The sequence below is a fragment of the Pelomonas parva genome, assembly GCF_043555835.1.
In the GTDB taxonomy this organism is placed as follows: domain Bacteria; phylum Pseudomonadota; class Gammaproteobacteria; order Burkholderiales; family Burkholderiaceae_C; genus Pelomonas; species Pelomonas parva.
Genome location: NZ_JBIGHV010000010.1, coordinates 204594 through 229600 on the forward strand (window position 1 = coordinate 204594; position 25007 = coordinate 229600).

General features: G+C 65.2%; 26 protein-coding genes. 16 read left to right on the forward strand and 10 right to left on the reverse strand.

Features of this window, described 5'->3' with window-relative positions; all coding sequences use genetic code 11:
* Positions 1-13: 13 nt before the first annotated feature.
* The 5 genes from ACG00Y_RS23960 to ACG00Y_RS23980 are packed head-to-tail and all read right to left on the reverse strand — an operon-like array spanning position 14 to position 4540.
* The gene (locus ACG00Y_RS23960; RefSeq protein ID WP_394483300.1) at positions 14-1021 is read right to left on the reverse strand and encodes a branched-chain amino acid ABC transporter permease; all 1008 of its coding nucleotides are present in this window, start codon (positions 1019-1021) and stop codon (positions 14-16) included.
* 12 nt (positions 1022-1033) lie between these two features.
* Positions 1034-1900 carry a branched-chain amino acid ABC transporter permease gene (locus ACG00Y_RS23965; RefSeq protein WP_394483302.1) on the reverse strand — a complete coding sequence of 289 codons (867 nt, stop codon included), beginning with the start codon at positions 1898-1900 and terminating at the stop codon, positions 1034-1036.
* Positions 1901-1903: 3 nt separating this feature from the next.
* Entirely contained in the window at positions 1904-2596 is a 693-nt protein-coding gene (locus ACG00Y_RS23970) for an ABC transporter ATP-binding protein (protein WP_394483304.1), read from the reverse strand.
* The gene (locus tag ACG00Y_RS23975) at positions 2583-3332 is read right to left on the reverse strand and encodes an ABC transporter ATP-binding protein (protein WP_394483306.1); all 750 of its coding nucleotides are present in this window, start codon (positions 3330-3332) and stop codon (positions 2583-2585) included. Before ACG00Y_RS23975 ends, ACG00Y_RS23970 begins: the two co-directional genes overlap by 14 nt.
* A gap of 11 nt (positions 3333-3343) precedes the next feature.
* On the reverse strand, positions 3344-4540 hold the full coding sequence (locus ACG00Y_RS23980) for an ABC transporter substrate-binding protein (protein ID WP_394483308.1): 1197 nt from the start codon (positions 4538-4540) through the stop codon (positions 3344-3346).
* A gap of 344 nt (positions 4541-4884) precedes the next feature.
* Here ACG00Y_RS23980 and ACG00Y_RS23985 point away from each other — a divergent pair, with 344 nt between their 5' ends.
* Positions 4885-5940, forward strand: a complete 1056-nt coding sequence (locus tag ACG00Y_RS23985) for an AraC-like ligand-binding domain-containing protein (protein WP_394483310.1) — start codon at positions 4885-4887, stop codon at positions 5938-5940.
* 217 nt (positions 5941-6157) lie between these two features.
* Here the strand turns inward: ACG00Y_RS23985 and ACG00Y_RS23990 are convergent, their stop codons facing one another.
* From ACG00Y_RS23990 to ACG00Y_RS24005, 4 genes are all read right to left on the reverse strand, one after another.
* Positions 6158-7171: a tyrosine-type recombinase/integrase gene (locus ACG00Y_RS23990; protein WP_394483312.1), complete on the reverse strand. Its 1014-nt coding sequence runs from the start codon at positions 7169-7171 to the stop codon at positions 6158-6160.
* The gene (locus tag ACG00Y_RS23995) at positions 7164-8147 is read right to left on the reverse strand and encodes a tyrosine-type recombinase/integrase (RefSeq protein ID WP_394483314.1); all 984 of its coding nucleotides are present in this window, start codon (positions 8145-8147) and stop codon (positions 7164-7166) included. The genes ACG00Y_RS23990 and ACG00Y_RS23995 overlap by 8 nt, the downstream gene beginning before the upstream one ends.
* Positions 8144-9397 (reverse strand): tyrosine-type recombinase/integrase, encoded by a 1254-nt coding sequence (locus tag ACG00Y_RS24000; RefSeq protein ID WP_394483316.1) that lies wholly within the window; start codon positions 9395-9397, stop codon positions 8144-8146. The genes ACG00Y_RS23995 and ACG00Y_RS24000 overlap by 4 nt, the downstream gene beginning before the upstream one ends.
* 553 nt (positions 9398-9950) lie before the next feature.
* Positions 9951-12470, reverse strand: coding sequence for a response regulator (locus tag ACG00Y_RS24005; RefSeq protein ID WP_394483318.1), 2520 nt, complete (start codon positions 12468-12470; stop codon positions 9951-9953).
* A gap of 168 nt (positions 12471-12638) precedes the next feature.
* Between ACG00Y_RS24005 and ACG00Y_RS24010 the strand changes: the two genes are divergently transcribed.
* Positions 12639-12902, forward strand: a complete 264-nt coding sequence (locus ACG00Y_RS24010; protein WP_394483320.1) for a hypothetical protein — start codon at positions 12639-12641, stop codon at positions 12900-12902.
* Between the two features lie 213 nt (positions 12903-13115).
* On the forward strand, positions 13116-13355 hold the full coding sequence (locus ACG00Y_RS24015; protein WP_394483322.1) for a helix-turn-helix transcriptional regulator: 240 nt from the start codon (positions 13116-13118) through the stop codon (positions 13353-13355).
* 25 nt (positions 13356-13380) lie between these two features.
* Here ACG00Y_RS24015 and ACG00Y_RS24020 read toward each other — a convergent pair whose 3' ends face one another.
* Entirely contained in the window at positions 13381-13680 is a 300-nt protein-coding gene (locus ACG00Y_RS24020) for a hypothetical protein (RefSeq protein ID WP_394483324.1), read from the reverse strand.
* Positions 13681-14093: 413 nt separating this feature from the next.
* Between ACG00Y_RS24020 and ACG00Y_RS24025 the strand changes: the two genes are divergently transcribed.
* From ACG00Y_RS24025 to virB10, 13 genes are all read left to right on the forward strand, one after another.
* Entirely contained in the window at positions 14094-14522 is a 429-nt protein-coding gene (locus ACG00Y_RS24025) for a hypothetical protein (protein WP_394483326.1), read from the forward strand.
* Positions 14491-15279 carry a helix-turn-helix transcriptional regulator gene (locus tag ACG00Y_RS24030; protein ID WP_394483328.1) on the forward strand — a complete coding sequence of 263 codons (789 nt, stop codon included), beginning with the start codon at positions 14491-14493 and terminating at the stop codon, positions 15277-15279. The genes ACG00Y_RS24025 and ACG00Y_RS24030 overlap by 32 nt, the downstream gene beginning before the upstream one ends.
* Before the next feature lie 197 nt (positions 15280-15476).
* Positions 15477-16055, forward strand: a complete 579-nt coding sequence (locus ACG00Y_RS24035) for a hypothetical protein (protein ID WP_394483330.1) — start codon at positions 15477-15479, stop codon at positions 16053-16055.
* Positions 16056-16064: 9 nt separating this feature from the next.
* On the forward strand, positions 16065-16565 hold the full coding sequence (locus tag ACG00Y_RS24040; protein ID WP_394483332.1) for a lytic transglycosylase domain-containing protein: 501 nt from the start codon (positions 16065-16067) through the stop codon (positions 16563-16565).
* Complete coding sequence (locus ACG00Y_RS24045) at positions 16562-16852, forward strand: TrbC/VirB2 family protein (RefSeq protein WP_394483334.1); 291 nt, start codon at positions 16562-16564, stop codon at positions 16850-16852. Before ACG00Y_RS24040 ends, ACG00Y_RS24045 begins: the two co-directional genes overlap by 4 nt.
* A gap of 14 nt (positions 16853-16866) precedes the next feature.
* Entirely contained in the window at positions 16867-17199 is a 333-nt protein-coding gene (locus ACG00Y_RS24050) for a VirB3 family type IV secretion system protein (RefSeq protein ID WP_394483336.1), read from the forward strand.
* Complete coding sequence (locus tag ACG00Y_RS24055) at positions 17183-19666, forward strand: VirB4 family type IV secretion/conjugal transfer ATPase (RefSeq protein ID WP_394483338.1); 2484 nt, start codon at positions 17183-17185, stop codon at positions 19664-19666. The genes ACG00Y_RS24050 and ACG00Y_RS24055 overlap by 17 nt, the downstream gene beginning before the upstream one ends.
* Positions 19663-20070, forward strand: a complete 408-nt coding sequence (locus tag ACG00Y_RS24060) for a hypothetical protein (protein ID WP_394483340.1) — start codon at positions 19663-19665, stop codon at positions 20068-20070. The genes ACG00Y_RS24055 and ACG00Y_RS24060 overlap by 4 nt, the downstream gene beginning before the upstream one ends.
* A gap of 14 nt (positions 20071-20084) precedes the next feature.
* A complete protein-coding gene (locus tag ACG00Y_RS24065; RefSeq protein WP_394483342.1) occupies positions 20085-21152 on the forward strand; it encodes a TrbL/VirB6 family protein in 1068 nt (355 codons plus the stop codon).
* Positions 21153-21173: 21 nt separating this feature from the next.
* On the forward strand, positions 21174-21890 hold the full coding sequence (locus ACG00Y_RS24070; RefSeq protein WP_394483344.1) for a TrbJ/VirB5 family protein: 717 nt from the start codon (positions 21174-21176) through the stop codon (positions 21888-21890).
* Between the two features lie 35 nt (positions 21891-21925).
* Positions 21926-22699, forward strand: a complete 774-nt coding sequence (locus ACG00Y_RS24075; protein ID WP_394483346.1) for a VirB8 family type IV secretion system protein — start codon at positions 21926-21928, stop codon at positions 22697-22699.
* Complete coding sequence (locus tag ACG00Y_RS24080) at positions 22696-23595, forward strand: TrbG/VirB9 family P-type conjugative transfer protein (protein WP_394483348.1); 900 nt, start codon at positions 22696-22698, stop codon at positions 23593-23595. Before ACG00Y_RS24075 ends, ACG00Y_RS24080 begins: the two co-directional genes overlap by 4 nt.
* Complete coding sequence (gene virB10, locus ACG00Y_RS24085) at positions 23592-25004, forward strand: type IV secretion system protein VirB10 (protein WP_394483350.1); 1413 nt, start codon at positions 23592-23594, stop codon at positions 25002-25004. The genes ACG00Y_RS24080 and virB10 overlap by 4 nt, the downstream gene beginning before the upstream one ends.
* The last annotated feature ends 3 nt before the right edge of the window (positions 25005-25007 follow it).

Below are 25007 nucleotides of genomic sequence, written 5' to 3' on the forward strand. Positions count from 1 at the left end.
AGGCATCGCGCCACTAGGGCATCCATCGGCGCATGGCCAAGGGATCCAGATTCGGCCAGCGACGCTGGATGAGGCTCCAGGCGCCTCCTGGCGCAATCAGCATCGTGGCGATGGCCATCAGGCCGAGCGCGACGAAGTACCAGGCGCCGAACTGGCTGGACGTCTCGCGCAGCGCGAAGAACACGACCGTTCCGATCACCGGGCCTTCGATGCGGCCGATACCGCCAAGCACCGAGATGAAGATGGCCGTCGCCGTCCAGCCGAGCCCGAAGCTGGCGTCGGGTGAGACCTGCAGCGTGTTCATGTACGCCACCGCTCCAGCCAGGCCGGTCAGCGTGGCCGCAACGATCCACAGCGCCAGCTTGGCCCGCTTCACCGACACGCCGCTCGCGAGGGCAGCGGCCTCACTGTCACGCACGCTGGTGAGCGCAAGCCCGAGGCGACTCTTGATCAGCAGGCGAGCCACGAGCAGGGCGGTGACGGCGACGGCGAGCGCCGCCCAGTAGACGCCACTGTTGCGCTGCGCTCGACTGAACTCGCGCAGGGATTCCAGCGGCAGGCCGCCGCCGGCCCCCAGCGACTCGGAATTGAGAACCGCGATGCGTACGAGTTCGGCCAGCACCCAAGTACCGACGGCGAAGTGGGCACCGGAGAGTCGAAACATCGGCCATGCGGTCAGTAACGCGAACAGAGCCGACACGGCCGCTGCCATTGGCAGCGTCAACCAGGGGTTCAGGCCCAGCTCGTTGGAGACCACGAACAACGCGTAGGCGCCCAAACCGACGAAGACGTGCTGCCCAACCGCCACCAGCCCGCCGAAGCCCGCCAACAAATTCCACGCCGTGGCGATCGCGAAGACGGTGAAGACTTCGACGAACAGCCTCTGCGTGGCAAAGCCCGCATACGCTGGCAGCGCCACCAGGGCCAGCAGTGCGATGGCTGCGGCCAGAGAACTGCGTAGCCGCGAGGTGGGCCGACCGACACCCGCGAGCAAGGAGGAAGCGCCGTTGGAAAGGGACATGGGCATTGCCAATCAGTGGCGCGGCGCGCCGAACAAGCCCTGCGGGCGAACCAGCAGCGCAATGAGGAACACGAGATGTCCGAAGAAGGAGCCGAGCCCGGTACTGACCTGTGCGCCAAGCACTTGCGCGAGGCCGATGACCAGGCCGCCGGCAAAGCTCCCCCACAGGCTGCCCAAACCGCCCAGCACCACCGCCTCGAAAGCGAAGAGCAGGCGTTCGGGGCCGGCGGACGGGGCGAATGGCGTGCGGATGCCATACAGCACCGCAGCGAGCCCGGTAATGGCCATGATGAAGCCGGCCATCAGCGCGAAGAAGCGCTTGTCGTTCACGCCGACGAGTCGAGCGGTCGCCGGGTCATCCGAGACGGCGCGCGCCTGCCGCCCGAGGTGGGTGCGGGCCACGAGGACGTGCGTAAGGGCATACAGCCCGATGCTGACCGCGGTGATCAACAGCGGCAGCAGTCCGATCGAGACCTCGCCAATGTGCAGGCCCTGCAAGGAGAGATCCCCAGAGGGCAGGCTGCGCGTATTGGCACTGAAGACCTCCATCAGCAGGTTCTGCACCACCACCGAAAGGCCGAAGGTGACGAGCAGCGGCGACAACTCGTGCGCACCGACCACGCGGTTGAGCAAGCCAGCCTGCAGCAACCAGCCAATCGCGAACATGGCGGGAAGCACCAACGCCACGGCGGCCAACGCCGGCCATCCGGTGGCCGACATGGCCGCACCAGCGAGATAGGCCCCCAGCACAATGAAGTCGCCGTGCGCGAGGTTGATCATTTTCATCACGCCCAGGCTCAAGCTGAGTCCGAGAGCAAAGAGCGAATACAGGGCGCCGAGCATCAACCCATTGATCAGCAATTCGAGGATGTCAGCCATGGCTCAGACTCCAAAGTACGCCTGCGCGACGGCATGGCGATCAGCACTTGCAGAGATGCCTTCGAGCACGACACGCCCCTTCTGAATACACACATAGCGGTCGGACTCGACCAGTGCGCGACGCACGTTCTGCTCGACCAAGACGATGGCCATGCCATCGCGACGTGCGAGTGCGAGCAACTGATACACCTCGTCGATGACCAGGGGCGACAGCCCGAGCGAGACCTCGTCGCACAGCAGGAACGCCGGGTTGCAGACCAGCGCGCGGGCGATCGCGACGAGTTGCTGCTGGCCGCCGGACAGCGCGGTGGCCGGGCGCGACAACAGCGCGCGCAGCCCCGGGAAGGACTCGAGCACGCGTTCGATGGTCCAGGAGCCCCGGCGACCGTTGGTCGCCGCCAGCTGCAGGTTCTCGTGCACCGTAAGGCTCGGGAAGAGCCTTCGCCCCTCGGGCACCAATGCGATGCCGCGCGCCAGCTGTTCGCGTTCGGTGGCGCCGCCGATTGGCTCACCGTCCAACTGCAAACTTTCGGGGCGCACGCGGAGCGCGCCCGCGATGGCGCGCAGCAACGTCGTCTTGCCGGCACCGTTGGAACCGATCAGTGCAACGGTTTCTCCGGGCGCGACTGCCAGCGCCACGCCGAACAGCGCCTGGAACAGGCCGTAGTGGGCGTCGAGTGACTCAATGCGCAGCACCAGCCACCTCCGCTTCCATGTCGAGCTCCGACCCCAGGTAGCTTTCGCGCACCTCCCGGCTCGCAATCACGTCCTTCGGCAGCCCATCGGCGAGCACGCGGCCTTCAGTGAGCACGACAAGGCGGCGAACCACCGAGACGAGCGCATGCACCAGGTGTTCGATCCACAGCACCGTGATGCCGCGTGCATGCACCGCCTGAACGAGGTCGAGCAGCTCATGCACCTCCGCATCGGTGAGGCCTCCGCCTACCTCGTCAAGCAGCAACAGCTGCGGTCCGGTGGCCAGCGACCGGGCCACCTCGAGCCGCTTGCGCTGCAGCAGCCGCAGGCTGGCCGCCGGTACGTCGCCCAGGGACAGAAGACCGCAGAGCGCCAGCGCATCGCGCGCCGCCTCTTGTGCCCGCGTACCGCGCAGGCCAGCCCCGTAGGTGGCGGCCACCAACGCGTTCTCGTAGACCGTCATGCCGCCGAAGGGCTGCGGGATCTGGAACGTCCGGCCAATGCCCGCACGACAGCGCTGGTCCGCACTCAACCGCGTGATGTCGCGACCCGCAAGCCGCACCATGCCGCTGTCGCAGCGCAGATGGCCCGCAATGAGGCCGAAGGCCGTCGTCTTGCCGGCACCATTCGGGCCGATCACGCCGACGAACTCGCCCTCCGCCACCTGCAGGTCCAGCCCGCGGATCACGGCGGTGGATCCGTAAGCCTTGTGGACCCCATTGACTTCAAGCAGCATGACGATGGCCCTCAGGCGCCCAGCAACTCGAACTTGCGTTGCACCGGGATCTCCGGCGCGGTGCCGTTGTGGGTGACGACGATGTCGAGCTTGCCCTTGGCGTCGATGACCCACTGGCCGCCAACGCAGCGGATCTTGGAAACGTTCTTGATGCCACTGCCTGCGAAATCGAGCCGGCCGATCACGGTCTCCTGCTTCATCGAGCGGATGGCGTCGGCCACCTTCTGCGGATCCTTCGGATTGCCGCTTGCCTTGAGTGCGGCGATGCCCACCTCGACGAGGGCGTGCATCACGCCGATCGGCTGCGTCCACTCTTTCTTGGTGGACGCCATGTAGGCGTCGGCGAGCTGGCGCGCGGTCTGGCCGGTGAGGCTGCTCTTGAACGGGTAGGCAGGCGACCACCAGATCTCGGTGGACATGCCGTGCGCACTCTTGCCCAGCGCCTGCACCCCGCCGGGGAACAGCAGCGCCTTGGCGATCGTCATGACCTTGGGCTTGAAGCCCATCTGCGCGCTCTGCTTGACGAAGCTCGCCCATTGCGGCGGTGCGAACAACCCCGTGACGATTTCGACCCGCTCCTTCTTGAAGGCCTGGATCTGCGCCGAAAAGTCGTCGGTGTCAGCGGAAAACTTGCCGATGTCCACGACCTTGTAACCGGCCTTGGCGAAGGCCCCGGGCATGCCCATCTTCAGGTCGCCCATGGCGTTGCCAGGCAACGTGTTCTCGAAAGCCGAGCCCAGCACCTTGGGCAGCTTCAGGTCCTTCCAGATGTCGAGGTAGACGTTGGCAATGTCGTCGATGCCCCAGAAGAAGTGGAAGACGTTCTTGAAGCCCTTGGCCGGATCGCCCTTCATCGGAAACATCCAGGCCTGCCACGGACTCATCGTCGTGATGCACGGAACGCCGTTGACCTCGCACTGCTGCGCAATCCCGGGGCCGATGGTCGCCTGCCCGAGCATCAGGTCGATGCCTTCCTTGTTGATCAGCTCGGCCGCCAGGTTGGATTGCCGATCAGGATTGCTCTGGTCATCGCGCGGGACGAACTCGACCTTGTATTTCTTGCCGCCGATGCTCAGGCCGCCGGCGAGGGCCTTGTTCGCGTTGTCGAGGATGAAGGCATCCGCCTCGGCGAACGGCGCGAACGGACCGGTACGGTGAGTCAGGTACCCGATGCGGATCGTGTCGTCCGCGGCGAAAGCGCTGGGCACGCCCAGCGAACCAGCAGCCAATGCGGCTGCGCCTTTGAGAAAGCGCCTCCGCGGAGCGGTGGTGTCGAGGCAAGTTTCATCTTGGTGCATGGTGGTCTCTGGAGGTGAGATGCGATGGGAGCTAGCGTAGGAGCCGGGCGTGCTTACGGCTCGACTGCAAACGCCTCGCGGCTTGACCCGATCCGACCATTCGGCTGGTTCCGACCAGACAATCGACTGAATCCGACGCGTCGCGGCCGGGAAGGACCTGAGGCATGCGGATGTAGCGATCAGCTACCCTTGGTTTGTCCCGTCCGGCGCGGGAATTGCGTTCCGTCGGGATGTCATCGCAAATGGGGAGGCCCATGTACGCAGCCAGAATCCCACCGCACGCATCGCTCAAGTCCGAAACCATTTCGCCGCATCGCAAACGCCTCAGTACGGCAACGGTTGGCTCCGACGACCGTTTCGCTTATTGGCTGGACATGGTCTGCGCGATATACGCGCAGCTGGAATGTGATCGCCCGGGCAGCGACGTCTTCGGCGAGATCTCGTTCAGCCCGTTAGGCGTACTCGACCTGACCGAAGTGCACTCGAACGTTCAGTTCCTTCGTCGCACGCCAAGCATGATCTGCAACGACACTCGCGACTCAACCCTCGTTCAGATCCAGCGGGTCGGACGTGCGGTGGTCCGCCAGGACGGCCGCGAAGCGCGGCTCGTCCCCGGTGATTTCGTGATGTACGACACGACGCGACCGTACGAACTGCGTTTCGAGGATGAAACCCACGAGCTCATCGTCGTGCGCCTGCCCAGCAGCGAACTGCAGCCCCACGTCACGAATCTGCACGATCTGACGGCGACGACTGTTCCGGGCACCTGCGCCGCCGGAAACCTGCTTCTCACGATGATCGACACCCTGCAGCGCGACATTGATCGCCTGCATCCGTCGTCGGCCATCGGCGTTTCAGAGGGAATCACGAGCATCATCGCCGCCGGACTGCGCGGCTTGCCAGGCGCAAATACGCAGCGCTCTTCGCAACTGTGTGCGTATCACGTTGCGCGAGTGAAGGCGTATGCGATGGACAACCTGCGCAACCCGGAGTTGTCGATCTCCAAGATTGCCTGCGCCATGCGCGTGTCGCCGGACCACCTGTCGCGCCTATTCCGTGGCGAACCTGTCCCGCTCTCTCGTTGGATCTGGCAGCAACGGCTCGATGCGTGCCGGCGAGATCTTTGCGACGCCCGCATGGCGAATCGAAGCGTGAGCGAAATCGCGTTTGCATGGGGCTTCAACGACGCGACTCATTTCAGCCGCTCGTTCAGGGAGCAGTTTGGCCTTTCGCCACGCGAGTGGCGGCAAAAGTCCGGCTACCCGGCGCGAGGTCGCCCCACGCAGCCTGTTGTGCCAGAGGTTGACTGACAACCAAGGCTTGCCTGACACGAGGCTGGATGACCGCAGCTTTCCGGTTATCGAAGGCGGTGGTCGGGTGGACAACCCGATGACCGCTTTGTGCCCTTATGTGTAGATGTACATAAGGGCACTTATGCACAGGGCACCGTTATGAGTAGTTTGCTCCGTGACGAGGCGACGTTCATAGGCAAGCCTGCCCGATTCGTGGCTTGATTGCTCCGCATAGTCACAGCGTCTTGAGGAAGGCCAGCAGCGCGTCATCCGGGCGGAAGCGGGTCGTGGTGGCGTTGGGGTCCTGTAGCCTGGAGAGTGCCTTTTCCTTCATCGCCAGGTCAGCCTCCACATACTGATGCGTGGTGGTCGGACTTTCGTGGCCCAGCCACAGGGCGATGACGCTGATGTCCACGCCCGACTGCAACAGATGCATGGCGGTCGTGTGCCGCAAGGTGTGGGGCGAGATCGCCCGCCCGAGCAGGCTGGGCGTTGTCTGTGCGGCCACCTTGACTGCCAGCGCTAGGCGCTGCGTGACGTTGGAGCGCGTCATCGGCTCGCCGCCGCGGTTGGGCAGCAAGGCCGAGGTCGGCAACAGGCCTGGGTTGAGCCTGAGCCAAGCACGGACCAGCTTGACCGTGGACTTCCACAGCGGCACTGATCGCTGCTTGCGCCCCTTGCCGTGCAGATGAACACAGGCGGCGGCCTCGATCACTACGTCGGCCACTGTCACGCCGATGATCTCCGAGACGCGCGCGCCGGAGTTGTACAGCAGAGCCAGCAGCAGTTGATCGCGTTGGCCGGTCCAGCCCTGCGCGGGCGGCCCGATGACGGCCAGCATCTCGTCACGCGCGAGGAAGCCGAGCATCGGCCGCTCGAAGCGCTTCATCGGCACGCCCAGCGCCTGTTCGATGAGGTGCAAGGCCGCGATATCCCTGTGACCTGCAAACTTCAGGAACGTCCGCAGCGCTGCCAGGCGGGCATTGCGGCTGCGCACGGTGTTGCCGCGCTCGCTCTCCAAGTGGTCGAGGAAGGCCAGGATCAGCGCAGGCGTCATGTCGCTGAGTTGCATCGCCGTGGGGGCCTTGTGAAGGCGGCCTTGAGCAAACTGCAGGAACAGCATGAAGGCGTCTCGGTAGGCCGCCACGGTGCGTGCGCTCAGGGCGCGCTGCTGGGTCAGGTGATCGGCGAAGAATGCCTGTACCAAGGCGGCGAAGCTCGGTCTTGACGGGGTGCTGGCGTTAGACATCTTGCGGCTCCTGGACGCACTGGGAATCGGCGAAGCGCTCGAAGCGCGCGCCGGCCAAGGACATCAGTTCGGGGGTGCCGGTGAGGTACCAGTAGGTATAGGAGATCTTGACGTGGCCCATGTAGGTCGACAGAGCCAGCATGCGTTGGTCGAGGTCCCCGCCTTGCTCATGCCACAGCGTCAAACGCCTTACGGCAAAGCTGTGGCGCAGGTCGTGCACCCGAGGCCGACCATGGCCGCCGCGGTCAACCCAGCCGAGTTGGTCGCGTAACTGCGTGAATGTGTGCGCCACCTGTCGGTTGCCCAACGGCAACCCTCGGCGCTGCCCGCGCGAACCCACGAAGAAGGACCCAAGCACCGGTGCGCCCACCAATTGGCTGCGCAGTGCGCGGTAGGCCGCCAGAGGCGCAACAGCACTCGGGTGCACCGGCACCAGCCGGGACTTGCAGAACTTGGTCTGGCGAATCGTCAAGACGCCTGCCTCAAGATCCACGTCATGGTCACTCAGCCGCAGGGCTTCCGAGATGCGCAGCCCGGTCGACGCCATCAGCCCGAACAGGGTCTCGTAGGTGGCTGATCGCAGCGCGTCGATAGACCCCAACTGGTGTGCGGCCTGCAGCAGCGCCAAGATCTCGGCGAGTTGGTAAATATGCGGAGACACCCGTCCCGGGATCGGGCCGAAGCTGGCGTCGTCGGGCACCTCGGTGCGAGGTTCGAACTGTTGCAGCCAACCCAGGAAGGGACGCAGTGAGGCCAGCTTGCGCGCCACGGTGACCGCGCTGGGGTTGCCGCCCCGGGCTTGGCGAGCCCACTGCGTCATCAGCTCCACGCTCAAGGGGCCGCTGTGCTTCGATGCCTCGACGAAGCGGGCGAAGCTGGGCAGCGCCTGACTGGGGCAGCGCATGCCGAAGCCCAGGCTGCGCCGTTCGGCCAAGTACACCTGCACTCGGCCTGCAAGATCAAGCGGGGCACTCATGCTGCGCTCCCGGGCCAGGGCAAGGCCACCTCGTCAAGGTGGTGGCGGTCGAGCTTGGCGTAGATGAGTGAGGTGTTCAAGGAACGGTGACGCAGCACATCGGCCACCTCCTTGATCGAGCCCCCGCTGTTGACCAGCCGACACGCCAGGGTGTGGCGCAACACATGGGTGTACCCGCGTGCAATACCGGCCCGACGCATCGCTCTGCCGACGGCCGCGCGAACCGCGTCCACGCCGACCGGTTGGTCGTGCGGGGCGTGACGGCGCACGAAGACGGTGGCGAGGGTGGAGTTGGGGCGCTCGTGGCGCAGGTAGTTGGCCAATGCCGTGCCGGCGGCCATGGGCAGCGGCAATACGTCCTGTCGGTGGGACTTCGTGCGCCGGAGCGTCAGTGTGCCGCGTGACCAGTCGATGTCGTGAAGTTCGAGTGCGGCAATCTCGCCAACTCGCAATCCCAGATCCGATGCCAGATGGACCATGGCCAGCAAGCGCATAGGCGCCGAGTGGGTCTGTCCGCACTGCATCAGCAGCCGTTGCAATTCGTCCTCGGTGAGGGCGCGGGGCAGCGACGCCAATGCCCAGCGTGCGGGCGAAGAGATCACCCCGAGCAAGCCGGCGACGACATCGCCGCAAGTGCTGCGATAGCGCAGGTAGGCCCGCAGCGAGGCCGCTATTGCACTGGCATGGGACACGGTGCTGACGCGCTGCAGTTCTTGCGCGATGAAGTCACGCACGTCCTGGGGCTGCAACTCCTGGAAGGCGAACACACGGCCGGAGAATTTGCTCAGTAGCAATCGGTTCACCAAGCTCAGACGGCCCTCGCGTGTACCTGCGGCCAGGCCGCGAGCGTCACGCATGTGGGTGTCGTAGCGGCACAGCTCTTCGGCGATGGGTCCAGTCGGCAATAGCGGCTCCGGGATCACACGCAGCGCGCGCAACAGCCTCATCAGATGGCCCAGGCCGGCTCGCAGATCAGCAGCCGTGCGCAAGGCGGTGGCATCACAGTCGCAGCGCGGCAGGTGGTCGTTCAGGAACTCGGCGACCGAGGCCTCGTCAAGCTGCATCGCCTCCAGGCGGCTCAATGCCATCCAGTGTGCAAAGTGCGCCAAGGCTCGCGCATAGGTGGTGGTGGTGCCGGTCGCGTAGTGGCCTCGCTCCAGCAGGGCCAGGTAGGCAGTCAAGTGCGATGCCAAGGGGCCATCGAGCAACCAAGCTCGGGCCAGCGGATTCAGCGCGCAGATCGGATCCATGGTGATCTCCAGTTGTGAGACCACCACCCCTGCGCCGAAGCACGGCTTATGTCCAGTGCCGCGCGATCCACACGGTCAGATCACCAGCACTTCCGCCGCTGTCCGGCCGAGGCCAGTGCCGAACTGTTCATAACTGGGTGCTGTGCATAAGTGCCCTTATGTGTAGATGTACATAAGAGCACATTGCTGCCCCACGACTGACGAATCCGAGCGGCAGCAGCCAGCCTGAAACGGTCGTTGACCGTCGCCAGCAGCGCATCAGCGGCAAACGAGCCTGCTCCAGCATGTCGCCGGCTGCTCTGCGGACCCGGCCACATCGACGCCATGCTGACGCTGCCCCACCGGTCCTCACTGTGCCGCATCCATGCGAGTTTTCGACCCTGCAATGCGTCGGTAGTCGCCAGTGCGACGACCAACTGCGAGGCCACCCCGGCACGTTCACGTCCGCTGGACCGACACCGCCACCGCCAGGCCGAGTTGGCAGCAGGTCTTCTCAGCCGACGGCGGCCAGACGTGGAGACGAGCGGGGAATGGACTTCGAGTGGCTGGTGACCTAAGCCAGCTGGTCGCGCGCCGCAGGCGGCACCCATGCGAGCAGCGTGCGCACCAGTTGCCGCGGGTCGATGGGTTTGCCGACGTGGGCGTTCATGCCCGCGGCCAGGCAATCCTGCACGTCGGTCTCCATGGCGCTTGCCGTCATCGCGATGATGGGCAGGCACGCATGTTCCGGCATCGCGCGGATGAGCCGCGTGGCGGTCAGGCCGTCCATCTCGGGCATCTGCATGTCCATCAGCACCGCGTCGAAGGCCTCGTGCCGGATGCGTTCGATGGCCTGCAGTCCGTTCTCTGCCACCACAACCTCCAGCTTCGCCATCTCCAGGAAGGCGCAGGCGACCTGCTGGTTGACGGCGTTGTCCTCGACAAGCAGGACGCGTACGCCGTGGAGGGCGCGCATGCTGTCGGCCAGGTCGGCCATGCTGCCGCTGGTCGCCGCAGGGCTAGTCACCACCGGCGCGCGGCGCTGCAATTGGGCCAGAGCATCGAAGAGGCGCGACGGCGTGACCGGCTTGACCAGCACCTGCGCGTCGAGGCGGCTTTGCAGTTCCTCGGCGACGCTTCGGCTGGCGTGCAGGCTGCCAAGCGCGATGACGGCCGGTGCCGGCGCGCCGCGCTCGATGGCGATGCGGCAGGCGGCGTCGACAAACTCGGCGCCCGTGGTTTTCCAGTCGATCAGCAGCAGCTCATACGGGTGCTGCGGGTCCGCCTGGCGCAGGCGGTACAGGGCCTCGTCGCCAAATGACGCGACCCCGACCTGGAAGCGCCAGCTCTCCAGCATCTGTTGCAGGACCAGCCGCCCGGTGGGCTGGGCGTCCACCACCAGCGCCCGCATGCCGCGGATGCGGTGCAGGTCGATGCGCTCGGCGCCCGGCTTGGCCTTGCCGAAGCTGCAGCTGAAAACGAAGGTGCTGCCCTTGCCGGGCTCGCTGCGGACGTCGAAGCTGCCGTCCATCAGCTCGACCAGGCGCTTGGAGATCGCCAGGCCCAGGCCGGTACCTCCGTAGCGGCGTGCGATGGAGGCATCGGTTTGGCCGAAGACCTGGAAGAGCTGGCCGACCTGCGCGGGCGCCATGCCGATGCCGGTGTCGCGCACGCTCATCGCGAGGTGCACGCGGCCGTCCCGCTCGCCGCGCATTTCAGCGCCCACGACGATCTCGCCCTTGGGCGTGAACTTGATGGCATTGCCCAAGAGGTTGCTGAGCACCTGGGTCAGGCGCAGGCTGTCGCCCACGAGGCGGTCGGGCAGGCGCTTGTCGAACTCGAAGATCAGGTCCAGCCCGGCCTCCTCCAGCCGCGCCGAGAACAGGTGGCCGACGTTCTCGATCACCTCCTCGGGGCTGAACTCCTCGGCCTCCAGCGTGACCTTGCCGGCCTCGATCTTGGAGTAGTCGAGGATGTCGTTGAGCAGCGTCAGCAGGGCCTTGGAGGACGTCTGCACCTTGCCAAGGTAGTCGCGCTGGCGCGCGTCCAGGCGGGTCTCGAGCACGAGGTTTGTCAGGCCGATGACGGCGTTCATCGGCGTGCGGATCTCATGGCTCATGCTGGCCAGGAACAGGCTCTTGGCCGCGTTGGCGGCCTGGGCGTCGTCGCGTGCGACCGCCAAGGCCTCGCTTTGCTGCTGGCGCGCTTCGTAGGCCTTGAACAGGCGCGCATACAGCGTGCTGTTTTCCAGCAGCAGTTCCAGCAGCACGACCGAGCAGGCGATGAGGCCATAGATGCGGCCGGCGTAGAAGCCGAGGTCGAAGCGCGCCCCGTTCAGCATGGCCGCCAGCGCGATGTCGAGCAGCCACGCCAGGCAGACCACCATCAGCCACAGGTCGAGCACGGTGCGCGGCTTCTGGCGCCACAGCGCCGCCAGCGCGACCAGGCTGAGGGCCCAGACGCAGCCAACGGTGAGCTGGAAGGTCAGCGAATAGCGGCCGCCGACGAGCAGGTCGGGCAGCCAGGCGTGGCCGATCGTCGTCAACGCGATGCAGCCAGCGCCCGCCATCAGCGTGACAGCCGGCCAAAACTGCGCCGGCACGGCCAGCCGCGGCCGGCTCTTAAGTGCCAGATAGCCCAGTACGAAGACAGGAAAGCCGGCATGCCACAGCATGTAGAGCCAGACGGTGGTCTGCGTCGTGGCGCCGAGCAGGCCCGTGGCGCTGAACAGGCCCGGAAAACTCAGCGTGTGCGCCGTCGTCAGCAGCGCCGTGAATAGGTAGCCGCAGCCCAGCACCAGCAGGGCCTGCGAACGCAGGATGCGGTACTGGCCGAACAGCAGCACGGCGGTGATCAGGTCGGTCAACACCATGGCCGACTGGTAGATCGGGATGAAGGCCGGCACCGGCGCCAGCTTCACCTTTGCAAAGGGCGCCAGGGCAGCGAACACCACCACCGACAGCAGCACGACGATCAGCGCATGGCGGCGCTCGCGCTGGCCGGCGGGCTGGTCCAGCAGAAAGGCAGGCGCGTTGCAGGCTGCTTCCTCCTCGAAAGAAGCTCCACCCTCTTTGGGCTGGCCGCTTGGCTGCACATTGGCTCCGTGCCACGCCCTGGTTGGGGGCGCTCGCTAACAGCATAGTCCAAGTGTGTTGCAGCTTTCGGTGGCGCCTGCAAGCATTGCGCCGGCAGCGTGCCGCGCGTCGGTCAACGCGCCGCGTCGACCAGGGCCTCAGCAGCCGGGCGAAGCGGTTGAGCAGCAATGGTTGCTGCCGGCGGTCAGCGCCCAAGCCGCAACCAAAACGTAGAACGGCAAGGTGAAGTCGTCGCCCTCGCCGGCATGAATGAGGCCGCCCGCGCTGTTGTGCTGAATCAGTACGGCATGGAAACCGACATGGAGCTGCTGGCGCAGCGCGTGCGAAGGCCGTTCACGCGCCTGCTGGTGGGCATTGAGGACCCGAGCGACCTTGCTGCGCTTGAGCGGGTTCGCGCCGCACTGAGCTGGCCGAGCTACCCGCCGTTCTGAGCGGCGCCGCGCCCTATCAGTTCGAGGCGCAACCCAAGGCTTCGTGCTGCTGGTCGCGGCAAGACTCAACTTTGATGAGCGCCATGTCGGCCGGCGTAGGCTGATCGCTGGTCGGTCAATGAACACAACGGCAGGATTTCCCTCCGAATCCAGCGCTCAGTCGCTATCCGCCGATGCCTAGATTCCTATGACATGTCATTGGAGGTTCAAGCCATGCACAGCGACACACCGAATGCCAACGCAACTGCGACCACCCCGACTGAAGCGCAAACGTCCGTCTTCGTCCGCATGCCCAAGCTCAGGCAGATGACGGGTCTGGGCAGGACCACCATCTACCGCCTGATGGCTCAGAACCTGTTCCCCAATCCCGTGCGCCTCGGGCCACGGGCAGTCGGCTGGCGTGTGAGCGACATCGACGCATGGAGTGCGGCAAGGCCTGTGGCTGCGCACTGAACAGAACCTCCGCCGCCAACACCCGTCAAACGCTCAACTTCAGCACTGTTCCAATCAGGAGCAGTGCTGCCACCAAGCGGCCCCAGCGCCAGGTCGTGAACCAATAGCGTTCGTTGCCCCACAGCGCGCGATAGAGGCGACCCAGGCAGCAAAGCACGGCGACAGCTATGCCCACGGCCCCAACGACGCCGGATTCCGCTGGTAGCTGACGGATAAAGATGATCCACAGCAGCGGCCATATCACCGCATCGACTGCCGCAAGCCCCCTTCGGCCCGGCCAGTACGCAGCGTCAGGCCGTGGCTCTCGCGCGATCAACAGCAGCACGGTGGATCTCCTTCAATCGCCGAAAGTCGGCGCCTGGCAAATGACACCACCGAACACACTAACGTAGAGACTGTACGGAAACCATCCGTAAGAATGCTTTCAGGCGTTCGGCACTCGGGATGGACGCGCTTCCTGTAGGACGCTCGACCACAGGAACGGCGACGGTGTCTGGACCCGTAAATGGCCGAACGAACTGACCGTCGATCCGGACGTTCGGTGAAGCAGAGATTGCCGGGACGCCCTGGGACGAACCAGCCGCCTCAGTGGTCGTAACTGGTGTGCTGAATTTGCTACGAAGCATTCTGGACATGTCGCCCCGAGAGGTCTGCAATGGACCACGCGGCACGCACTGGCGAGCCGCGAAATAGCCGCCCGCAAGACCGTGACGTGGCCGGAGGTGGTCAGGAGCAGGGATGAGCTCAGACAAGAAGTATCGTTACAAACGAGGACATGCGCCCTTCGATGTTCAGGATGGATCAGCGCATCGCCGCATCGACGTCATCGAGGAGCCAGCGCGACCGCTAGGCGACAAGCGCGCCGCGCTGCTGGCACGCAGGCGACGACCTGCAACCATGAGCCGCGCGTCAGCGAGCCAGAGCGCGCGCGTTGTCTCATCTGCGGACGCGACCCTCACCTTCTCCCTGCGCCAGGCTGCCGGGGGCATGCTGGTTGAACGGACGCATTGCCGCTCGCTCGGTCCACGCATCGTGCTTCGGATGCTGTTCGACAGTCCCGAGCGGTTTGACCGCTGGTGCGCCAGCGAACCAGTCCGCTTCGACGATCCGATGCTGTTCGACCAGCTGTGTCGTCATGGCCATGAAGTCCTGTGCAGCAGTGGCTGATCTGTTCAGCTTGTCAGCCCTGACAGGCGCTCCAGACTACGGGGCGCGCATCCTGAAGGTCCTGACCCACCTAAGCGACGCACCCGATCCTGCTTCGGCCGTAAAGGAGCTTCAGCAGACCCTGCAGCTATTCGGCGCGGACGCCGGCGTTCTCCTCAGCTTCATCCGTGACGACGCCACGCGCAGCTCCTATCGATGGCTATTGGCCTGCGATGCGCTGTGGGCTGTCGAGTACACACGAAATGACTGGCACAACCACGACCCTTGGCTAAGGCATGCGCTCCAAGGCACGGAACCGATTCGCGGAACGGAGTTGAACGTCCGGCCAGATGAAGAAGAGTTCGCTGCAATGTCTGCCACCCTAGGCTTCGCGTCCGCAGTCATCGTGCCTGCTCCCACCAACGTCGGCGCCTCGCGCGTAGGGATGCTGTGCCTGGGCTCGCACAACCCCGGCTTCTTCGAAGACGACGAGGCGTTCGCTGTTGTACGCGTCCTGGCACGGGCACTTGCCATGGAACTGCATCGCTGGCAGCTGAACTTCATGCGTCACGAGTTGCTTGCGAGCACACGCATCTCGGCTGCTGAGCTCGATCTTCTTCGACACGAGGAGGCGGGCCATACCAGCAAGCACATCGGCGCAGCCCTCAACATCGAGGCGAAGACCGTTGACTGCCGATTCCAGAAGCTGTGCGCGAAGCTGAACTCTCCAGATCGAAGAACGGCTGCACGCATTGCCCGCCTGTACGGCCTGCTTTGAAGACAGCCGAGCCAGCCTTCGGTAAGGCTTGACATCAACTCCCCGGCCCCCCCCCGCAAAGGCACTTCGTTGGTAGCTGGAAATCGACGCGAATCCAGCGACTGACCAACTGCCTCCAGTTCCTAAATTGACCTCATGGCTCCCGACGAGCCGCTACAGAGCACCCGCGAGGCGCTCTCTAAAAGAGGTCGATCATCATGAAGCTGTTGCAGTGGATCTCACGGCCCGAAGGGCACGATGACAAGAAGACGCCACATCTGACCCAGCGCCCCAAGCTACGGCATCTCCACCGAAGCGCACTGGCGGCTTGCGTCGCTCTGGCTGGTTCCTCGCCCGCATACGCGGTAGACGGGTGCCAAGTCTTGCTGTGCCTCGCAGCATCCAGCTGGAAGTCCATTCCTCAGTGCGTGCCGCCGGTGCGCCAGGTGCTCCGCGATCTCGCTCGCGGCAAGCCGTTCCCCACATGCACCATGGCCGGCGCAGGCAACTCGGCATCCCATAGCTGGTCGAGTGCGCCGTCGTTCTGCCCCCCACAGTACACGCGGGTGTTCGCTGGTCCGAACGGCCCTACCTACATCTGCGACTACACCGGCGCGATCTCATTGACTGTCCAGGGAGCACCCTACGCACGCACCTGGTGGTCCCTCGATGGTGACTCCGTGACGGAGTTCAGCCCCGCCGCCAAGCTGCAGCTCCGCTCCTGGGATAAGCGCTTCGACGAAGAGCTCGCCGCGTGGCTGGCCATGCGGCCTGCCATCTCGCCGACCGCCCACTGAGCGTCAGCCATGGAAACCACAGCGTTCGTGGCGCTGGCGCTCGCCTGCGCGCCTGCCGTACATGTCGACACGGCTCATGCCCTCGTCAAGGTCGAAAGCAGCTTCAACCCCTGGGCCATCGGCGTCGTCAGCGGTGAGGTTCAGTGGCAGCCCAGGAGGCGAGCCGAGGCGTTGGCCACCGCGGCAGCGCTGCAGACCGCAGGTTGGAACTTCAGCGTCGGCCTGGGCCAAATCAACGTCCGCAACTTCGCGCGCCTGGGGCTGACGCTACAGAGCGCATTCGAGCCCTGCTCGAACTTGACCGCCATGCAGGTCGTCTTGACCGACTGCTTCGAACGAGCAGCGCTCGCAGGCCAACGCAACCAACAGACGCTCCGGCAGGCCTTGTCCTGCTACTACAGCGGCGACTTCTCCACGGGTTTCCAGCACGGCTACGTGCAACGGGTCGTCCGAGCGGCGACCGGCGCGCAGCTGCCCCTCCCCCCAGCCCTCCCGAAGGAGAAGACATGACTCGACTCGGACAACTCAAGAACCGCTGCGCCGCGGCCTCGATGGCAGCGCTCGTCATGGCATACCGCCCCGCCGAAGCTCAAGGCTTCGACAAGATCAACGACACGGTCGTGAACGTCAACGCGATCCTCGTGACGATCTCGATTGCCGTGGTGACCATCGCCATCATCTGGGCCGGCTTCAAGATGATTTTCCAAGGTGCCCGCCTGGCTGACGTTGCCAACGTGCTGATCGGCGCCACGCTGATCGGCGGCGCTGGCGCCATGGCGTCATACATCGTCACCTGATCGCCGAGGCAGCCATGCAAGCCGAAGCCATCTACAAGGGCGCCACGCGGCCGGCGATGAAGCTGGGGATTCCACTCGTGCCGCTGGTGGCGCTGTTTGGCACCAGCATGCTGCTCATCATGTGGGGCGGTGCCCTTCTCAGCTGGTGGCTCGCCGTCGCCGTGCTGCTGGCTGTCGCGCCCGCCCTCGCCTGGATGCGCTTCGTCACCGCAAAGGACGACCAGCGCTTTCGCCAGATGTTCCTGGCCATGAAGCTGCGCCTGTACGACCGGAACCACGCGCTCTGGCATGCCCGCAGCTATGCGCCCACGCTGTACCGAGGAGCACGCGATGCTTGGCATGCCTGAACGCAATAGCAGCCCACGCCGCCGCGAGCGTACCGCGGTCAGGCCTCGCCACTGGGCGCAGGCGCAGGTCGAGAACCCGCTCGCGCGCTTCGTTCCGTTCTCTTCGCTGGTCAGCGAGCACGACGTCATCACTCGCGGCGGCGACTACTTGCGGGTCTGGCGCTTGGACGGCATCGCGTTCGAGTGCGCCGACGAGAGCCAGATCGCCGAGCGCCACGAGGCGTTGTGCAGCCTGCTAAGAAACCTTGCCGGTGGTCAGTGGGCCGTCTGGACCCATCGCCTCCACCGTGTCGTGACCGACGCGCTGCAGGACCCGGAGCAGCCCGGCTTCGCTCGTGACCTGTCCCAGGCCTATCAGGCCCGCATCGGCCAGCACCGTTTGATGAGCAACGAGCTCTACCTGACGCTGGTCTACCGCCCCACGCTTTCCCGTGTGAATCGGGCCTTGCAGCCGACGCGCCGGACGCGCGAGGCGATCGCCGAAGCGCAGGCCGAAGCCCTTCGCGCCATGGAAGAGCGTTCAGCGCTGGTCGGCCGCGTGCTGCGCGGCTTCGGATCCGAGTTGCTTGGCGTCCGCGAGCAGCACGGTCGCAATTACTCCGAAGTGGCCGAGTTCCTCGGCTACCTGGTCAACGGCTGCTGGCGGGACGTTTCCTTCACGAAGGGCGCGTTGTACCGGACGCTGCCGACAGCACGACTGTCCTTTGGCGGCGACAAACTGGAGATCCGGCATGGTGACCAACGCCGGTTCGGCGCCCTGATCGACATCAAGGAGTACGCGGACGCAGTCCAGCCCGGCATCCTCGATGCCCTGCTCTACGAAGCCAGCGAGTTCATCGAAACCCAGAGCTTCTCCGCCCTGCCCCGCCGCGAAGCGATGCGGGCGCTGGAGCTGCAGCGCGACCAGTTGATCGCCAGCGACGATGTCGTGGCCAGCCAGATCGCTGACATGGATCTGGCGCTCAACGAACTGGGCGACGGGCAGTTCTGTATGGGCGAGTACCACTACTCCCTCGTCGTCTTTGGAGACAGCGTCGCAGATGCCGGTCGCCGTGCGGCGCAGGCCATCGGCGCCGTGGGTGAATACAGCAGCCTGCAGATGTCGCCGGTCGACCTTGTGGCCGACGCCGCATGGTTCTCCCAGATGCCGGGCAACTGGCAATGGCGTCCCAGGGACGCCAAGCTGTCCTCACGGGCATTTGCCGCACTCGCCAGCGCCCACAACTTCCCTCAGGGAAAGCGCAACGGCAACCCCTGGGGTGAAGCGCTCGCGCTACTTCGCACACCGTCCGGGCAGCCGTTTTATCTGAACCTGCACAGCAGCCCTGTCGACGAGGATTCAGAGGACAAGAAGCTGCCAGGCAACACGCTGATCATTGGCTCCACCGGCGTGGGCAAGACCACCTTGGAGATGTTCTTGCTGACGCTGACCCGCAAGTGGGAGCCGGCGCCGCGCCTGGTGCTTTTCGACCTGGACCGTGGCTGCGAGATCGCGATCCGCGCGCTGGGTGGCCGCTACCTCGCTCTGGAGGCAGGTCGGCCCACGGGCTGCAACCCGCTGCAGCGGGACCCCACGCCCGCACGCATCCAGTTCTGGGAGCAGCTTGTCAGGATTTGCCTCTCCTCGACAGCGCTACCGCTGATGCCAGCGGACGAGCGCGCCATCGCCGACGCGGTGAAGGCCGTCGCCATGATGCCTTCCCATCTGCGCCGCTTCTCGACGGTGCGCCAGAACCTGCCCAAGGCCGGCGAGAACAGCCTCTTCGAGCGGCTGGGACGCTGGTGCGATGGCGGCGCGTTGGGCTGGGTGTTCGATCAGGCGGACGACCGTCTACTCGACCTGCAGACCGCATCCGTGATCGGCTTCGACACCACGGAGTTTCTCGACCTACCCGAGGTTCGGACGCCGGTCATGATGTACCTGCTGCAGGTCATGGACGAGCTGGTCGACGGCAGCCGGCTGATCTACGTCATCTCCGAGTTCTGGAAGGCGCTCGACCACGAGATCTTCAGCGACTTCGCCAAGAAGAAGCAGAAGACCATCCGCAAGCAGAACGGCCTGGGCATCTTCGACACGCAGAGCCCGTCCGACGTACTGCGCCACCCCATCGGTCGGACCATGGTCGAGCAGAGCGTGACCAAGATTTTCCTGGCCAACCCGCAAGCCGTCCGCGACGAGTACGTCGAAGGCTTCGGGCTCAGCGAGGCCGAGTACGAGATCGTGCGCACGCTGGGCTCCCAGAGCGGGCGCCGCTTCCTGGTGAAGCAGCCGCACGGCAGCGCCATCTGCGAACTCGACCTGAGCGGCCTGGAGGACTTCATCACCGTCCTGTCCGCCAGCACAGACAACGTCGCCCTCCTCGATGCGATCCGCGCTCGCCATGGCAACGATCCGTTTCAGTGGCTTCCCGAGCTGCTTCGTGAGGTTCACGATCGCGGATCCAAAACCCACCGGAGAGCCGCATGAAGCCCATCGCCTACCTCATCAACTCAGTGGTGCTTTCGCTGGCCGTTGGCTCGGCCAGCGCCCAGTTCGTCAAGGGGAACGAGGCAGTTTCAACGATGCCGGACGGCACCAAGAAGGTAGAGACGCCACCGCTGCCGGGCATGACGTTGGGACCTCCTTGCTTGGCGGCTCAAGTCTCTTGCACCCCAAGCGGATGGCGGATGGTTGAAACGAAGGATGGCCTCCAGGAATGCACGGAGATCTACGCGCGCGCCGGTACATGCCGCGCGTCGACGTTCGGCACCGAGAGGCGCCCCCGCCTGTGGATAGTGAAGCTCAAGGGTGCCTGGATGCAGTGCCAACACCCGGACATCTCAAGCAAGTGCGTAAGCACGAAGACGCTGCCTCACGCCGTCATCCAGTAGATCGGAGCGAGACCATGTTCACCTGGATCGGATCCCAGTTCGACGGCGTCCTCAACACATACGTCGTAGGCGTCGTCGCAACGCTGATGACCGGGATCACTCCAATCGCGCTGTCCGCGATGACGCTCTGGGTGGGGCTCTATGGCTGGGCCGTTCTCCGCAACGAGGTCGCCGATACGGTGCCCAACTTCGTCTGGAAGGTCTTCAAGATCGGCCTCGTGCTCGCGATCGCACTTCAGTCAGGCTTCTACATCTCCACCATTGCTGGTACGGCCAACGCGCTGGCGACCGGTGTCGCCACTACATTCCTGCCGCCGTCAGCGAGTCCGGCCCTGCTTGCGTCGCCGTATGCGGTGCTCGACGCGTTCAATGACAAGGCGAGCCAGTTGGTGGTGGACCTCATGAAGGAGGCCGGGATCACGAGGCTCGACTTACTGCTCGCCGCCGTGGTGACTGCGTTCGGGAACGTCATCTTCTTGTGCGTCTCGTTGTTCGTCGTGACACTGTCCAAGGTCTTCCTGACATTCGTGATCGCCATTGGGCCGCTGTTCGTACTTGCGCTGGCCTGGAAGCCGACAGCCCGGTTCTTCGACAGCTGGCTCTCGATGATGCTGAACGCCGTGGTCATGACCTGGTTCGCACTCTTCGCCCTTGGACTCAGCGCGTACATGGGCGACTCGCTGGTTCATGTCATCCAGGGCCAAGGCGGTCTCGCAGGTCCCACGTTCAACGCGGTCGCCGAATCCTTGAAGTACTGCGTCGTCATGATCCTGATGGCCATCATCTGCTTCCAGGCGCCGAGCCTTGCCTCGTCACTGACGGGCGGCGCCGCGATGCAGCAGGGCATCCAAATGGTCCAGAACGCCATGATGGTCGCCGGCTTGCGCTCCTCGTCCCGCGCCGGCAACGGCACTGCCGGTGGAAGCGGCGGAGGCACGGTCCGCGCTGGCGTCGGCATTCCACATATCGCAGGCCAAGCAACGGGCGCAGCGGCGTCCGCAGCCAGCCGCATGGCTCGCCAAGGTGCTGGCGCCGTTCGCACCGCCGCCTACAAGCTCGCCGCCTTGCGCGGCAGGACCTGACCCCAAGCCCAGGAGTCCGCTATGCACACACGTCTCAAGGTCGCCGCGGCTGCGGCCATCCTCGCAATCACAGGCACCGCACGCGCAACCGGCATCCCGGTCATCGATGTCGCCAATCTGGTCCAGACGGTACAGCAGGTGATGAACGACATCACCGAGATCACCAATCAGGTTCAGCAGATCAACAACCAGGTCCAGCAAATCAACCAGTTGCGGTCGCAGCTGACCAGCATCAATGGCGTCCGCAATCTGGGCAAGGTCTTCCACGACCTGGCCCTGACCAACTACGTCCCGGCCGAGGTCTACACGTTATTCAACGATGTCAATTCGTCCGGGTACTCTGGGCTCAACGCAACCGCCAAGGCGCTGCGGGACGCCAACATGATCTACAACTGCGCCGACCGCAGCAGCTCAGACCGCACAGCCTGCCAGGCCGCATTGGCGCAACCCTTCCAGCACAAAGGCCTGCTGCAGGACGCCATGAAAGCCGCAGCCGGCCGTCTCTCGCAGATCCAGTCGTTGATGGGCCAGATCAACGCGACGAACGATCAGAAATCGGTCCAGGAGATCCAGGCGCGCATCGGGGCGGAGAACGCGCTACTGGCCCACGAGGTCTCGCAGGTGCAGATGCTCCAGGGCATGGCAGACAGCGAGGAGCGCATCGCCCGAGCCCAGGACCGCGAACGCCAGTACCAGATGCTGGCACGTACCGGCAAGGTTTCCGACTACCTGCCCTGAAGCGCAGACCCACACCCAGTCACCCGAGGTACCCCATGAGCGCTGTCCTGACACCAGGCGAGGCTGCCGCATTGCCGAAGCACAACAGCAAACCCGCAAGCACGGCCATCATCGCCGACGCCATCGAAGCCAACCAGGCTTGGGAGCTTGACCGACAGCTGCTGATGGAACGGTCGGAACGGCGTGCCTGGCGGGTAGCCGCCGGCGGTGCGGCGCTGGGCCTGATCGGTATCGCAGCGGTGTTCGTACAAGGGCCGTTGCGCAGCGTCGTCGAGGTGCCCATCGTCGTCGACCGCGTGACCGGCGAGACGACGGTCCAGCAGCGCCTGGCCGCCGAAACCATCCCGCCTCTGGAGGCGCTGGACAAGCACAACGCGGCGGCGTTCGTTCGCGCCCGCGAAGGCTACAACTGGATGTTCCTGCAGCGCGACTTCGACCAAGTCGCACGCATGGCGGTCCCTACGGTGTTCGCTGAATACAACCGGCAGTTCGAAGGCGATGCAGCCCTACACAAGAAGCTGAGCGGAACCCAGGACTGGCGCATTAACGTGGTCGGCGTGCGTCTGGCCGCAACTGGCCGGAGCGGCAACCAAGGCGAAGCGACCGTCACCTACGACAAGGTCGTTCACCTCACCGATCGGAACCTGCCGCCCGTGACAACGCGCCACGTCGCCAGCCTCGTCTTCAAGTACCAGCCCAAGGTGCTCGCCAAGGAGCGGGACCGGCTTGAGAACCCGTTCGGCTTTGTCGTCACCGCCTACCGCTCCGATCCGGAGATCAACGCCAGCGCGCCAGGAGCCAAGCCATGAAGACCTTGGTCTCGATGCTCATCGCCGTCGCCATCCCCGCCGCAGCCGCAGTTCGCAAAGACGGCGACCCGCGCCTGAGGGAGGTCATCTACGACCCGCGTGCCGTCGTCACCGTCCCGGTCAAGCGCGGTGTCGTGTCTCTCATGGTCCTCGATGCCGATGAGGCCATCGCGGAAGTCGCCGCAGGCCTTGGCGGTGACTGCGCCAAACCCGAGGCGGCCTGGTGTGTTGTGGCACAGCCCGGCGGCCGCACGTTGTTCGTCAAGCCCAAGAGCAATGCCAGCGCAGCGAACAACCTCATGGTCGTCACCGACCGTCGCACCCATGCGTTCAGGTTCGACGTGCTGGCAGACAGTGATCCGAAACCACCGATCTACCGGCTTGACGTCAAGGCCCCCGCCCGGCCCGCGCCGGCTGCATCAAGCGCGTCCACTCCTGCCCTTCCGCGCCTGCCGCCGCTCGTATTGCAGCCGCTGATCCTCCCGGAGGAACTGATAGCCGAGCGCATGCAGGCCAAGCCGCAAGTCTTGAACACCCACTACTCGTTGGCGGAAGGTCGCGGCTCTGACGAGATCGTGCCCTCGCTGGTCTTCGATGACGGACGCTTCACCTACCTATGCTTCCCCGGCAACCGTGAAGTGCCTGCGGTGTTCCATGTGCGCAGCGATGGCAGCGAGACGCTGGTCAACGCTCGCATGGAGGACGACCTCCTGGTGGTGGATCGCGTCAGCCGCAGGCTGATGCTGCGCGCCGGATCGTCAGTGGTCGGTCTCTGGAACGAGGCGTTCGATCTGGAGGGACTTCCGCCAGGCGACGGAACGACGGTGCCAGGTGTGCAACGCGTCCTCAAGACAGCGGCGCCGGCAGCTGAGACGCACCGGGTAGCGAAGCCATGACCACCGACCGCCAAACCTCGCCCAGCGATCCAGAGTCCGGGATGCAGCTCGATGGGAACACCCTGTCTCCACTGCCTGGTGAGCCTGGGATTCCGAACATCGCTGCCGCACAGAGCAGCGCCATTTCCAAGAAGGGGCTCGTCGCGCTGGTGCTGCTCCTGGGCACCGTGGTTGCGATCAGCGCCGTTGGGATCCAGCGAATCGCCACCAGCGGCAAGAAGACCGAGCCGGAATCCACGCGCGCTGGCGACAAGCCCACTGCGGCAACAACCGAGCCTCGCAAGCTGGACGTCACCCAGATCGTGCCAGCCAACTCCGCAAGCGCCGCCCCACGCATCCCAGCGCTAGAGCCCGATGATGATGAAGTGGCGCAAGCCATCGGCGTCCGGCGCACGGGCACGGGCGCGCCTCCGAAGAGCGGCTCGAAGCAGACAGCCCCCGAAGACGCGCCGATCCTGCTTGTCTCAACTCGTCCATCCGGCCACGCATCCGCACAGCAGGCCAATCGTGAGCCGTCGAGCGGCAGCACGGCTGGCCCGGACTCACACCCCAGTGAGACCGACACGACCGATCCCCTGGCTGCCACAACCCGCAACCTGGAGGCTTACCAGCGGCAGTTGCAGGGCCTGCTCAGCGACCTGACCCGAACTGCAGACCTCGCAAGCGGCGCGGGCAGCGCCCAGAGCCCTGCCAGCCCCCTGTTGAGCGCGCCCTCGCCCGTCGGTCCTGGCGGGAACGCCGGCCACGCGCCTGCCGGCGCGTTGTTCGGTGGTCAGCTGCAGGGATCGGCGACACCCAAGGCAAGCGCCGGCATGCTGAGCAATCGGAGCCTCACCCTGCCCAAGGGCACCGCGTTCACCTGCGCCCTCAAGACAAGGCTCATCAGCGCCGCCTCGGGTCTGGTGGGTTGCCAGGTCCAGCGCAATGTCTTCAGCGACGACGGACGGGTCCTGCTCATCGAGCGCGGTTCACACCTGGACGGCGAGTACCGCACCGCATCCGCACGGCCGGGCATGGTCCGAATACCAGTGCTCTGGACGCGGATCCGCACGCCGCTGGGCGTGACCGTGGACATCGAGTCTCCCGCGACGGGACCTCTCGGAGAGTCAGGCGTAGAGGGCCATGTCGACAACCGCTGGACCGAGCGCATCGGCGCCGCCATGTTGTTGTCGCTGATCGACGACTCCGTCAAGCTGGTCATCCAGAACCAGGCCAACGACCGCCAGGGCGACACCCTCGTGATGCCCGCCACCACCGCGAACACCAGCAAGCTGGCCGAGAAGGTGCTGGACAGCACGATCAACATCCCGCCGCTGGTTTACCAGAACCAGGGCGGCATCGTCGGCATCTACGTCGCCCGAGACGTGGACTTCTCGTCCGTCTACGAACTTCGGCCCACCGCGCGGTGAGAC